At 63.9% G+C, this 11,732-nt stretch carries 13 protein-coding genes; 9 read left to right on the forward strand and 4 right to left on the reverse strand.

All coding sequences use genetic code 11. The features are described from left to right. Window positions 1–720: 720 nt before the first annotated feature. Together AB0J29_RS18260 and AB0J29_RS18265 are read left to right on the forward strand one after the other, a co-directional pair. A complete protein-coding gene (locus tag AB0J29_RS18260) occupies window positions 721–1,416 on the forward strand; it encodes a nuclease-related domain-containing protein (protein ID WP_364786958.1) in 696 nt (231 codons plus the stop codon). Between the two features lie 469 nt (window positions 1,417–1,885). Then, a complete protein-coding gene (locus AB0J29_RS18265; protein WP_364786961.1) occupies window positions 1,886–2,767 on the forward strand; it encodes an aminoglycoside phosphotransferase family protein in 882 nt (293 codons plus the stop codon). 414 nt (window positions 2,768–3,181) lie between these two features. On the opposite strand, the gene AB0J29_RS18270 is transcribed toward AB0J29_RS18265, so the two are convergent. Next, window positions 3,182–4,537, reverse strand: a complete 1,356-nt coding sequence (locus tag AB0J29_RS18270; RefSeq protein ID WP_364786964.1) for a DUF2252 domain-containing protein — start codon at window positions 4,535–4,537, stop codon at window positions 3,182–3,184. Between the two features lie 337 nt (window positions 4,538–4,874). Here AB0J29_RS18270 and AB0J29_RS18275 point away from each other — a divergent pair, with 337 nt between their 5' ends. Continuing rightward, the gene (locus AB0J29_RS18275; protein WP_364786967.1) at window positions 4,875–5,237 is read left to right on the forward strand and encodes an IPT/TIG domain-containing protein; all 363 of its coding nucleotides are present in this window, start codon (window positions 4,875–4,877) and stop codon (window positions 5,235–5,237) included. 102 nt (window positions 5,238–5,339) lie between these two features. Here the strand turns inward: AB0J29_RS18275 and AB0J29_RS18280 are convergent, their stop codons facing one another. Further along, a complete protein-coding gene (locus tag AB0J29_RS18280) occupies window positions 5,340–5,642 on the reverse strand; it encodes a hypothetical protein (RefSeq protein WP_364786970.1) in 303 nt (100 codons plus the stop codon). Between the two features lie 617 nt (window positions 5,643–6,259). Next, on the reverse strand, window positions 6,260–6,445 hold the full coding sequence (locus tag AB0J29_RS18285) for a hypothetical protein (protein ID WP_364786973.1): 186 nt from the start codon (window positions 6,443–6,445) through the stop codon (window positions 6,260–6,262). A 265-nt stretch (window positions 6,446–6,710) separates the two neighbouring features. Here AB0J29_RS18285 and AB0J29_RS18290 point away from each other — a divergent pair, with 265 nt between their 5' ends. From AB0J29_RS18290 to AB0J29_RS18315, 6 genes are all read left to right on the forward strand, one after another. After that, window positions 6,711–7,601, forward strand: coding sequence for a helix-turn-helix transcriptional regulator (locus AB0J29_RS18290; protein WP_364786976.1), 891 nt, complete (start codon window positions 6,711–6,713; stop codon window positions 7,599–7,601). Further along, window positions 7,598–7,804: a DUF397 domain-containing protein gene (locus AB0J29_RS18295; protein WP_364786979.1), complete on the forward strand. Its 207-nt coding sequence runs from the start codon at window positions 7,598–7,600 to the stop codon at window positions 7,802–7,804. The genes AB0J29_RS18290 and AB0J29_RS18295 overlap by 4 nt, the downstream gene beginning before the upstream one ends. Before the next feature lie 195 nt (window positions 7,805–7,999). Further along, entirely contained in the window at window positions 8,000–8,164 is a 165-nt protein-coding gene (locus AB0J29_RS18300; protein ID WP_364786982.1) for a hypothetical protein, read from the forward strand. Further along, on the forward strand, window positions 8,161–9,351 hold the full coding sequence (locus tag AB0J29_RS18305) for a hypothetical protein (RefSeq protein ID WP_364786985.1): 1,191 nt from the start codon (window positions 8,161–8,163) through the stop codon (window positions 9,349–9,351). Before AB0J29_RS18300 ends, AB0J29_RS18305 begins: the two co-directional genes overlap by 4 nt. Window positions 9,352–9,491: 140 nt before the next feature. Beyond that, window positions 9,492–10,259, forward strand: a complete 768-nt coding sequence (locus tag AB0J29_RS18310) for an ESX secretion-associated protein EspG (RefSeq protein WP_364786988.1) — start codon at window positions 9,492–9,494, stop codon at window positions 10,257–10,259. A gap of 126 nt (window positions 10,260–10,385) precedes the next feature. Beyond that, window positions 10,386–10,928, forward strand: a complete 543-nt coding sequence (locus AB0J29_RS18315; protein ID WP_364786991.1) for an AAA family ATPase — start codon at window positions 10,386–10,388, stop codon at window positions 10,926–10,928. A gap of 119 nt (window positions 10,929–11,047) precedes the next feature. On the opposite strand, the gene AB0J29_RS18320 is transcribed toward AB0J29_RS18315, so the two are convergent. Continuing rightward, entirely contained in the window at window positions 11,048–11,689 is a 642-nt protein-coding gene (locus tag AB0J29_RS18320; protein ID WP_364786994.1) for a TetR/AcrR family transcriptional regulator, read from the reverse strand. Window positions 11,690–11,732 lie beyond the last annotated feature (43 nt).

Raw genomic sequence — 11,732 nt, forward strand, 5'->3', positions numbered from 1 at the left:
TCGATTACCTGAGAGGTAAACGACCCCGGCACCCGGCGGGGCAGGTTGTCCTACCGGCGAGCCCTGGAACTGTTCGAGCGCCACACCGCCGACTTCCCGCGGGAACCCTTCACGTTGCTTCAGCTTCGTCATTCGAAGCTCACGCACGCTGCCGAGGACGGGGCCTCGACGCCGATGCTGATGCGGATGAGCGGGCACACCTGGGGTTGGGCATGGATTTCGGCCAGTGTGAAGTGGGGTACCGACAGGATCGGCGCTGATCATGACAGCAGGCGTGACACTGTCACGGCTACGCGCCATGATCACAAACTTTTTTCGCGCTTGCGGCGGCGATAGTCGCGTTGCCGACAGGTCGGTGAGCAGTGACGAGCATCGGCGCGCAGGTCCCGCCCGCCTGGGTAGATCCACCATCCGCACCCGGGACAGCGGATCCCGACCTCGGGCTCCTGGGCGGCGACCAGGCGTGGGCCGGCGGCGAGTACCTGCTCGTACACCGCACCGAACCGTTTGCGGGCCCGGTAGGCGCGGGCGACGCAGGCCGGGAAGCAGTAGCGGCGCCGGGGATGAGCGTCGCGGGGAAGTGCCGTTCGGCAGCAAGGACACCGGCGGCGGGCTCGGTGGCGGCCCATACCTCCATTGTTCGTGAACCCTCCTCGCCGGGCGACAGTTTCGTTCGGATTCTGAAACATCAACGCGCAGAGAGTGGTTCGCGGGATACGCTTGAGTTTCGCGCGAGGTGGGGAGGTCGCTGTGCTGCTGTTGATCAACGACGGTTCGGAGCTCTCGCCCGCCGAGAAGCGGCTTGCGCAATGGGTGCAGTGGAGTCCCGGACAGCCGGGGGTGGCGTTGCTGAACATCGAGGTCCCCGACCGCGGCTACAGTCGCCAGCTCGACGCGCTGATCTGGACACCCCAGCGGTGTATCGCGGTGGAGGTCAAGGGATTCCGCACCCGCCAGGACGGAGTGCTCGTCGTGCCGCCGAACGGGCCGTGGCGGATGGACGACGGGCGGATCGCCGACATCTACGGCAACGACGTCGACCACAACCCGATGAACCAGGTACGCGCGAACACCCTGGCCGCGAAGAACTGGATCGGTGAGACAACCAGGCGCCGCTTCTACATCCACGGCCTGGTGCTCGTCATGCTGCTGCCCGGCCAGGACATACCGGCTCTGCGGGCGCAGAACACCCCGAATCTCACCGACATCGTCGTCGAAGACTTCGACGTGTTCCGCTACTACCTGCACTTGGACGCGAACGACCCCGCACGGTGGACCGCCGACCTGGTCGACAAGGTGATCACCAGACTCGGCCTATCCGGCCTCTACGGCGACGACCGCGACCAGTTGGCGGCAGCCCTCGGCGAAATTGGTGCCCGTCGCAGCCACTACGACACCAGCGACTCGCCCTTCTAACGACCAAGAGGGCCCGCTTATCGGAGGTCAGAATTCGAACATCCGTTCCCCGGAAATTCCACCGAACCGGCCCGTACTCTTGCCGCGTGACGTACGACCCGGACGAGAAACTCGAGCTCACCGACGATGGCTATCTGCCCAATAGCGCGGACGTCGACGGCATGATCAGCCCCGGAATCCTGAAGCTGGCCCGAGCCGCAAAGTAGAGTTCATGTGCTCGTGACCAGTTGAGGAGCCTCCGGATACGTGGTCGCCAGAGCTGCTGAGTTTTCATTGACTATGTCGGCTGATGTCGGCGGCATTGGTGGTCCAGTCTCCTGCGGTGGGGCGTTGCCATCGGATGGCGGCTTCGAGTTGATTCCGAGGGTGCGGGCGAGGCGTTGCGATACTAGAGCAGAAGGGCCTGAACGGACGCCGAGCCGGATATCGAAATGCACTGTGTCGGAAGGAAATCAGGAGATGGCAACTGATGTGGGAAACCGGTGAGCAGCAGGCCGCCGCGATGCTGCCACGGCTGGAACAGGAGCACGGCCTGCGGCTGCACCTGATTCGGCGATTCGAACGTGGCGACGAGGGCGCCTATCTGGTCGAGGATTCCGCGGGGCGCAGGCTCGTCCTCAAGCGGCGACCGTGGCACGAAGACGCCGCCGAGGCGAGCGGGCCGACAGCTCGCCGACTGGCACGTATGCGGCAGCGTGGCTGCCCCATACCGGAGGAAGTCGCGGCCGGGCGAGTCGGCGAATCCCTGTTCGAACTACAGGAATTCGCCGAGGGTAGCCCCGTCGACGAACTCACCGAAGACACGCTGCGGCAGCTGATCGATGTCGTGCGGACGCAGCGCGGTGCGGGCCTGGGCGCCGGCTGGGACTGGTGGGAGTTCCTCACCGACGGCCTATTGCGGGACCGTAGCCCGCTGTGCCGCCCGTCGGTGCTCGACGGATGCACGGGCCCGGCCGAGCGGCTGCTGACGCGACTACGCGAGCAGGCACTGGATGCCGCGGTGCCGCAGCAAATCCCGAATGATGTGGTGCACTTCGACTTCGGGCCCGCCAACCTCCTGACGGTCGACGGGCGGATCACTGCCGTACTGGATTGGCAGGCCTGCCGAGACGGCGACGCGAGCTACGATCTGGTCACCACCGACTGGGATCTCATGGCATGGCCCAAGGCCGAGTCCGAAATCGGCGAGCAGCTGCGGCACGAGATCGGCAGAACCACAGCCCCGGGTGCGACCCTCGTCTATGCCGCCCATACCGTTCTACGCAATCTCACCTGGTCCCATGGCACGGAGTGGGAGGGGCACATCGTGAGCAGCGGGCACGCCTTCCTCGATCGCTGGGCGACCGACTGAACGCAGAGCGGATTGGTCATCATCCCGGCACGTGGTTGGCCGGGATGTCCGCGAGCAGCTCCGCCAGTCCCGCGAGCACCCCATCAGGCCCCGAAACTACTTTGCGGCTCAGGCCAGCACTTGCAGCGCATCGATATTCATCGGCATCACGATAGGCCAGATCGCCACTGGTCCAATCGAATTCAATCCGATCGGAACCGGCGAAGCCCGCCGGCCACTGCCCCTTTGAACGCAGGCACCCCCTCGGCCGGTTGTGTGCCCGGAACCCACGACCAGCGCCGTCTGTGCGAGATGGGGTCTCGTCCGACGACGCCGGTCAAGCGGTATCCTCAATTCGAGGTTCCGTCGAGGCGTCACGCATATCCATGCCGATGAATTGTCCGGGTGACGGTCTGCGCAGCGGACCGCGTCGGATCACCAGCCGGGCGCGGTCTCGATCTGGCCGTTGGCTATGGCGGTGACCAGGTCGGCGTGGTCGGCGCGGGTTTGTCTCGCGTATGCACGCGCGAATTCCCCGATTCCGCGGGCAAAGGCACGGCCCTTACCGATGTAGGCGGTGATGGCCACCGGATCGCCGGTGCGCGCGTGGGCCTTTGCCAACGCATGCGCGCAAGACCCGGCGAATTCGGTCAGGTAGGGCGCGATCTGGCGACCATCCGGGATGATCTTCATGTCGCGGAACTGTCGTACGTAGTAGTCCTGCCCTTCCAATCGGGTCCACCCGGTGAACAGGTCGGTCGCCGACTGCATCAAGTGCTGGCCGAGCACTACGCGGTGCCCGTGGTTGTCCTGCGCGCTCGGTCCCAGGTGCGGCTCGTAGACCGCGGTTCCGGCCTGCTTGACCTGGAGGAACAACGGCGCTTCGCCGCTGCGGCCTTCTGCCAGTAGCAGATACACGCGCATGCCGACACTGCCGACACCGACGACCTGTCGCACCACATCCGACATTGTGAAGCGGCTGAGTAGCCGGGTGAGCTGTTCGGGAACTGAAGCGGTGTAGGTTTCGAACACCTGCCGGGCGATCTCGGCTTCGTCGCGGTTCTCGGGCCGGTCCAAATGCGCTCGGAAGGGCGGCTTCTCGGTGATCCGCCGCCGGCCGTCGCGGACTTCGGTCATCTTCTGGAATGCGCCTACGCTGGTGCGATTTTTGGCCTGTTTCGCGATCAGGGCGCGCACTTCTTTTTGGTCACGAGGAGCCAGCGAGGCCAACGGCGTGGCCGCGTCGATGCGGTCGTACCAGATGTCGAGTTCCGACATCTTTGCGTAGTCGCGCATATGTGTTCGGTATGAGGTGGTCGCGGCGGTGACGGCCGCGTCGGCCGTTTCGTCGGGCAGCGCGTTCTCCTGCGCGCACACCACCAGGCTCGCAGCCAGCCGTTTGACGTCCCACTCGAACGGACCAGGCAGCGTCTCGTCGAAATCGCGGAGGTCGAATGTCAGATTCCGTTCGGGCGAAGCCCACAGCCCGTAGTTGAGCACATGTGCGTCACCACACAACTGCACGGTCAATCCGGTGTTGGGCGACCGGGCGAGATCGGCCGCCATCACCGCCGCCGCGCCGCGCAAATAGGTCCACGGCGAGGCGCTCATCCGGCCGTAACGGATCGGCAGCAGATCCGGGTCCCGCTCCGCATGCTGGGATAACAGGATCTCCAGCGCGCTGCACGAACGGTGGGACGGATCCGATTCAGCTAGCGTGTGACGCGGCACGATCTCACGTGCTGCACGTCCGACCGCGACGCTCTCCTCGATTGTCGCGCTGCCTGGCATAGGTCCTCCTTCACACGGTTGGAGACGCCTGCGCGCCAGCGGGCGCGGATTACCAATCTTAGGCCGGGTCATATGGGTTCGGCTCGGATTGTCAGATCATCCGTTATATCCCGTCCCAAGAGATGTCACCGCCTTTGGGCGAAAACGCCGGCCGCAGACTTCATGGTCACGGATCGGGCCGCGTGCACGGATTCCGGCCCGGCCGGGTAGCGAAGCTGCTCTACTTGATTGCTGAAGATTAGCTATGCGTCGATTTCGGCACCGCGCAGCGCTACCCCGCAGTAGTAGGGCTTGGTGGCGGTCGCGCTCACAGTCAATTCGGAGGAGGGGTAGGACGATGGCTGTAATCACAGGGCTGAGTCCCAGCACAGTTAAGAACTGGGGCGGCACTCAGATCACCGTGACCGGGTCGGGTCTGCAAGGGGCCAGCGAGCTGTACTTCAGAGATATGAACGGCAAAAGATATGACGTGGTGGAGTACACGGTCAACAGTGATAGCCAGATCACCCTGACCAGTCCTGCGACAGGGAAGATCGGCAGGTTCGACCTCTATGTCATCGTCGACGGACGAGCGGCGACGAATCCGCTGGAGAACACCACGGTCTGGGATGGAGATCGCCTGGGGGCCACCGGAACGGCTGGCGGCACCGTGGTGGCGGCGCAAAACAATGCCAACCGGATTTGGATGGAAGATCGTTGACCGCTTCCTGAACCGGCACCGCAGGATGACCGCCGCGGGCATACGGACTACTTGAATACGAGCCTTTACCAGTGGCAACCCCGGTCCCATCCCTACCCTCGGCTACAGCGCGAGATCCTCCGTGTTCATCAGTGCGGCCCAGTAGTCATCGCGAAGCGCGTCCCACAGGTCGTCGTGCTTCGGGAGTAACTCCCGAGCGGCCGCCAGATCGGGATATGGATCGAACACAACCGTTCCGGGTCGCGCTGTCGAAAGCGATGTGCGCGCGGGCAGGTGATACGCAGTGAACGACTCGGCAGTGAATTGCACACGCAAGATGCGGGCCGAGATCCCTGCCAACTGCCATACGGCGACCTTGCGATCGTACTGGGTTCGGGTGGTCCGCAACCTGTCTCGGCGCATCACGCCCCCTCCTGGTTGGCACGCCCGATGCCGGGGGACTCGACACCCCGGCACCGGGACGACTCGGTGGGCACCGGCTGATCTGCCCACTCGCGGACCGCGTCCGCGAACAGCTCGACCACATCGGCTGGCGCCCCGCTGTGGGTGGCTGGTGGTCCGATGAACGGATCACGTTGCGGCAGTGGCGAATCGCGGTCTGTAGTCGGTGATTGGCGGCGGTTTGGCTCTTTGGCAGTCATCGGCCGGCCTGACCGGCGTTCGTCACGCCCACATCGGCGTGGAGTTTCCTCACTGCGTAGGCCAGCCACACCCTGTAAGAGAGGGGGGTGAGCAGGACGATCATCGCGGTGATCTGAGCAGGCATTGGACAGCACCCTTTTGGTTGTTCAGTAGTGGAGATCTGTTGTCAGGCAGACGATCTGGTGCCGGTGGGGGAGTCGGCTGCCGAATCGGTGGGGTGCGGATGTCCCATCTCGATCAGGCATGTCCAACAGCCGCGCAACATTTCACACGTCCGCACCGTGCAGTCGGCGTGCCTGTCGCGGGCGATCTCCCTATGCATCTGGGCCGGTGGCGTCGCGTGGTTCGGATACCGGCGCTGGACGGGATCGGCGGCCATATCAGAACCCGATGTGCGGAATATCGGCCGGAACGAATCGGCCGGCGTCGATGAGCCGCTTCTTCGCCTGCGCCTTGACCGGGCATATCGACGCCGGACAGTCCATGTGGCTCTGCATGATTACATGCGCGTATTCGATTGCCATCACAGGCAATTCGCTATGGTTTGTTTCCGGCAGGCCGTGCATGCGGATACTCCGAACGTGGGTGTGATGGTCTGGAATGCCCGGTGGGAAACCTGAACTGCCTGTGATACAAAGGGATTCGCTTAGGCATTAGGTGCTTCCCCGCTACCGGGGTGATGTAAGTACACACCCGACTTTCGGAAAAAGGCATCCCCAATCGCCCGCTTCCGTCGTAATATCGCCAAACTTTCTCCGCGGATACCGCCACGTGAGCGCCACCTGCTGACGGCTTCCAAAATTCCGGTCAATACCTAGTGAGGCTAACGATATGAGCGTTGCCGGCAGTACCCTTGCGCGTCGTGCCCTCGGTCGTGAACTGCGCCGATTGCGGACGGTCAAGGGCATGTATCAAGCCGAAGCGGCCAGGCTGGCCGAAACCTCCCCGCAATCGATCGGCCGCATCGAGGAAGGGCGATCGACTCGGATCACCAGCTTTCAGGTCAACGCTCTGTGTGATGCCTACGGGACCACCGATGAGGAACGGCGAATCCTGTTGGGGCTGGCTCAGGAGGTGCGGGCCGCGCGGGAACGCGGTGGGGGCTGGTGGCGTTCGTACGCCGATCAGATCACTGGGGATTTCGACCACTACCTGGCCTTGGAGGAGGCGGCCAGTCGCCTGACGGCGTGGAAGTTGGCTGTACTTCCGGGTCTGCTCCAGACCCCGGACTACCGCCGTGCGATAGCTTGGATCGAGTCTCCCGATCTGCCTTCTGAACTGATAGAGAAGAGAATTGAGTGGGCAATACGCAGGCAGAGACGCTTGGAGGATCCGGGGTTTACTGTCGAGATATTGCTGTCGGAAGCTGTTCTGCGCGAGGAGATGGGCGGTCCGGCGGTGATGAGTGAACAGTTAGGGCATCTGGCCGAAGTCGGTGCCCTGCCAAACGTTTCGATACGAGTTGTCCCGTTCAATGCCCGCAACCATCTCGGTGTGCTCGTCGGATCGTGCTCACTCATGGAGTTTCCGCGCTTGCCGCAGTCCAAGCTCACGGAACCGCCGATCGTCTACGTGGAGGAATACAGGGGTGACTTGTACCTGGAACGTGAAGCGGAGGTAGAACCTTATCGGACTGCGCTCGCCGAGATCGGACGTGTAGCGTTGGATGAGAGCAAGTCCAGGCGAAAGATCCTGGCTGTGGCGAAGGAGCACAGAGCGTGAGTGTCGATCTGTCCGGGGCGAAGTGGTACAAGAGCAGCCGCAGCAGCTCGACGAAAGACTGCGTGGAGGTTGCACATTTCGATGGGGGCATGGTCGGAGTACGGGACTCGAAGAACCCCACAGGCCCGGCTCTTGTGTTCAGTCCCGCCGAGTGGGATGCGTTCACGGCGGGTGTGCAGGGCGGGGAGTTCGAGCCGTCCTGAGTAGCTTGTGAGTGTGAAATCATAGGAACCCCAGGCGCTTCTGGGGTTCTCTTGATTCAACGTTCCTTCAGGACGGCAGCCGCGGTGAATGCTTTGCGCGCTGGTGACCTGGCCGGTACGGTCTAGACGAGCTTGCGGGGGCGGGGAAGCCGGTCCGACCCCAGGTCTGGGATGGCACCGGTGCGGGAGGACAAGATGGCCAGCTGGAGTGGTGTGGTCCGGGGTGTGGTTCTCGCTGAGCAGGATCAAGAATTCGCCGCTCGCTACAACGAGTTGAAGGCGAATGTCGAAGACAGCCAGATCGGCCACTTGACCCAACTCGGCGTGACAACACCCCCGGCCGTCGGTGCCTCGAAATGACCGATTCGAATGAGCCATCGAAAATTCCCGGCGGCGGTGAAAATGTCGACAGCTGGAATCACTGGAAGATCTACAACGCGTTCACTCCGCTGAATACAACCGAGGCGAACAACGGTTCCGGTGAGTATGCCCAGATCGCCACGCGATGGGCTTCGGCGGCGGAACTTTTCGCCAACCGGATCAATCATTCGAGTTCGGCGGCTTGGGACGGTGCTGCCGCGAAGAGTTCACGGGACGCGATCAGCAAATACGCCAAGAGCGCATTGGACTTGACGACCCCGTTGCAGAACCTCGCGGATCGGGTGTCTGCGGCGGCCAAGGGAGTCAACGACACCCAAAACGCCGCGGACAAACCACCGGACGGGGGATCGTGGTACAACCCGAAGAGTTGGAATCTGGGTATCTACCACGGCCCCAATTCTGCTGCGGTGCGCAACGATTGCGAGAGTACCGCCCGGGAAGCCATGCGCAGTCATTACGTCGATACATTTGTATCCGCGGATAAGCAGATTCCGGTGCTGCCAGTGCCGAACAGCCCGACCGATCCGTTGTACCAGCCGCCCGAAACCAACAACAACGGCTACACCCCGGGGACAACTGGAAACGGTGGCGGTAACCCGACGTCCGGAACCGGCGACCAGGGCAGTGGCGACCAGGGCACCGGCGACCAGAAGGAAGATTCGGAGCCCGCCACCGATCCGACGACGAGCGATTCGCAGGATCCGTCGTCGACTACTCCCACGAGTACCGATTCGTCGCCGCAGACCCCGTCGAGCACCTCGGCTACCCAGCCGAGTTCGGTGACCCCCACGACGAGCACTTCGACGACGCCGAGCAGCTACCCGGGCGGACCAGGCAGCAACAGCAGCTACCCGGGCGGACCCGGCAGCAACAGCAGCGGCCTGGGCGGTACCTCGGGCAAGCCCGGCAGCACCGTGTCCGGCACACCGAACGGTACCGGCACGACAGCCAACGTGGCACGTGCGGGGACCACCGGCACCGGCACCTTGGGCATGGCGGGAATGGGTGGAATGGGCGCTGGCCGTGGTCAATCCAAGGGTGACGACGAGTCCCATCAGCTCCCCGAGTGGCTTCGGAACATGGAGAACACCGAAGAGTTGCTCGGGCCCGCCCCGAAGACTATTCCCCGTGGTGTGATCGGCGGCGACCACGCCGAACCCGGATAGACACCACGTTGATCCCGGCCGCCAGTCGAAATATCGGCGGCCGAAGTGCATATTACCTGGATTTCGTTGGCCCGCTGCCTGTCCCGAGGTGCCCACACCGTACCCGGGGCGCTACCGGGCCGCCGCATGATGTTGATTGGATGACCACGATGGCCGAATGGAGTTGGGAACCAGACGATTTCGCGGCGCTATGGTACAGCGACGCGAACGACCGGTTCCCGCACCCGCTGCGCTATGTCAGCCGCTTGGCCACCAACGACGAGGTCGCCTTGCATCGGGCCGCCGTGCGCGCCCGCTACGATGTCGAAGAAATCGAGCAGATCAACCTCGCCCTGCACACGCTCACCACGTCCGAGCTGCGCATCGAAATCGCCGGTGACTCAACAGTTCTCGGCAATGGCGAATCCCGCGAATACCGTGTCCTCGGTGCCCGGACCCCCTATCACGCGGTGATGCTCACCCAGACCGCGGCGGGCAGTGTCGACAGCCCCATCCGCTGTCGGCTGTTCCGCACCGAACAACTGGCGGCACGCTTGGCCGCCATCCTGCCCTCGGTTCCTCCGGGCAGCGCCAAACCGGACACTTTCCATGTCGAGGACTTGCGTTCCGGCAACAACGGCCACGGCCATGGCCGCAACAGTCCGCTGGAACGCTTCGATCGTCTCACTCAGCACCGATCCGGCGCGGGCCTCGCCGGCCTGCTCACCGGATACCTGCACAGCCGCCCGGCTCCCTGGTACGCCATCGGATGGTTCGATACCGAAGGCGACGGCCGATACGTTCAGCAGCAAACCCGCGAACACATCACCGTCCGGCCCGCCACCACCCGCGATCTCACCAATTACTTCGAAACCTGGATCGATCTGGCCCTGAAGCGACTTCGCGGCGATGATCCCGACAACTGGTGACGCGATCGTCGCCGGATTCTCGCCATCCGCGGCGACCAGCCCTTCCCTGACAGCTTCAGGATTCCTGGGCAGATTCGGGGAACGTCGGCGGAAAATGAGTGGCGCTCGGGTGCGATCATGGTGGATATGGAATCCGCCGTCTATCTGATCACCGGTATCCAGGCCGCCGGGAAGTCCACGGTCGCTCAGGCATTGGCACAGCGGTTGCCGCGCTCGGCGCATGTGCGCGGAGATACGTTCCGGCGCTTCATCATCGGCGGCCGGGCGGAGATGAGTCCGGAACCGTCCGCGGAGGCAATGGACCAACTGCGGCTACGGCACACGCTGGCCGCGCAGACCGCCGATGCGTATGCCGCGGCCGGATTCACCGCGATCATCCAAGATGTCGTGCTCGGGGAGTTCCTGCCTTACACCGTCGACCGCATCCGGACCCGGCCGCGATACGTGGTGGTACTCGCGCCGAAACCGGCCGCGGTCGCGGCGCGCGAGGCAGGCCGGGACAAGGTTGCCTACGACGGATTCACCGTCGACAGCCTGGACGAGGTGCTGCGGACACAGACCCCGCGCATCGGATTGTGGTTGGACACTTCCGATCTCACCGTGGAGCAGACCGTCGACGAGATTCTCGCACAGGCCCGACCACTGGACAGCGAAGTCAGCGCTCGGTGACCGCACCCCGACATCCCGTAAGCGGATGATTCATCAGCGGCGTCACCTGATGAATGTCGTGGCGCACACGCGGTCCACCCGCGCTCAATAGATCCGTTCCTGCAGGTAGAACTCGTAGCTCATTTCGCGCGCTGATGCGGTGCGTGCGCTGTCGCACTTGGTTCGTTGCCGTGGAGCTTGCAGACGTCGTCGACGACGATCTCGATGTAGCTCGGGTCGATGGTTCGGTCGGCGAGGAGTCTGCGGAAGATCAGCGGACCGGCCAGCTGGTCGACGATGAGATCGATGTCGGCGCCAGGAGCAAGGTCGCCACGGGTCGAGGCGTTGGTGAGGATCGCCCGGAATCCGGCCGAACCAGCCTGGTACAGAGCCTTTTTCAGGTGCCCGAAGGCTGGGTCGAACGGGGCTCGATCGATGACGGCGCGCATGCCGAGTTCTCCGACCGGGTCGTGCAGCAGTTGCCGCAGACCATCCAGCTCGCGGCACAGGTCGGCACGCAAATCCCCGGTGGGCGCGGTGCGGACCTGTTCGATGCGCCCGGCGATCGCGTCGAACAGCAGGCTTGTCACCTCCGGCCAGTGCCGGTACAGCGTGGTCCGGCCGACGCCGCTGCGAGCCGCCACCGCGACATGCGTGACCCCACTCCAGCCCTGCTCTACGAGCAGCTCTCGCGCCGCCTCCAGAGCCGCTTCCCTGCTGCGCACCACACGCGGATCCGGCCCGCGGGCGGCACTCGTGCTCGGCCACTGTTCGTCGTTCACGGTATCGCCCCTCTCCGGACCATCTTTCGGAACATCTTGCACC

Origin of the sequence: Nocardia sp. NPDC049707 (assembly GCF_040674855.1) — a bacterium.
Classification (GTDB): Bacteria; Actinomycetota; Actinomycetes; order Mycobacteriales; family Mycobacteriaceae; genus Nocardia.

What these genes read in the sequence shown, in the direction of transcription:
- AB0J29_RS18265 (WP_364786961.1), top strand. Translation starts at nt 1,886, where the DNA reads ATGTGGGAAACCGGTGAGCAGCAGGCCGCCGCGATGCTGCCACGGCTG.
- AB0J29_RS18270 (WP_364786964.1), bottom strand. Translation starts at nt 4,537, where the DNA reads ATGCCAGGCAGCGCGACAATCGAGGAGAGCGTCGCGGTCGGACGTGCA.
- AB0J29_RS18275 (WP_364786967.1), top strand. Translation starts at nt 4,875, where the DNA reads ATGGCTGTAATCACAGGGCTGAGTCCCAGCACAGTTAAGAACTGGGGC.
- AB0J29_RS18285 (WP_364786973.1), bottom strand. Translation starts at nt 6,445, where the DNA reads ATGCACGGCCTGCCGGAAACAAACCATAGCGAATTGCCTGTGATGGCA.
- AB0J29_RS18290 (WP_364786976.1), top strand. Translation starts at nt 6,711, where the DNA reads ATGAGCGTTGCCGGCAGTACCCTTGCGCGTCGTGCCCTCGGTCGTGAA.
- AB0J29_RS18300 (WP_364786982.1), top strand. Translation starts at nt 8,000, where the DNA reads ATGGCCAGCTGGAGTGGTGTGGTCCGGGGTGTGGTTCTCGCTGAGCAG.
- AB0J29_RS18305 (WP_364786985.1), top strand. Translation starts at nt 8,161, where the DNA reads ATGACCGATTCGAATGAGCCATCGAAAATTCCCGGCGGCGGTGAAAAT.
- AB0J29_RS18310 (WP_364786988.1), top strand. Translation starts at nt 9,492, where the DNA reads ATGACCACGATGGCCGAATGGAGTTGGGAACCAGACGATTTCGCGGCG.
- AB0J29_RS18315 (WP_364786991.1), top strand. Translation starts at nt 10,386, where the DNA reads ATGGAATCCGCCGTCTATCTGATCACCGGTATCCAGGCCGCCGGGAAG.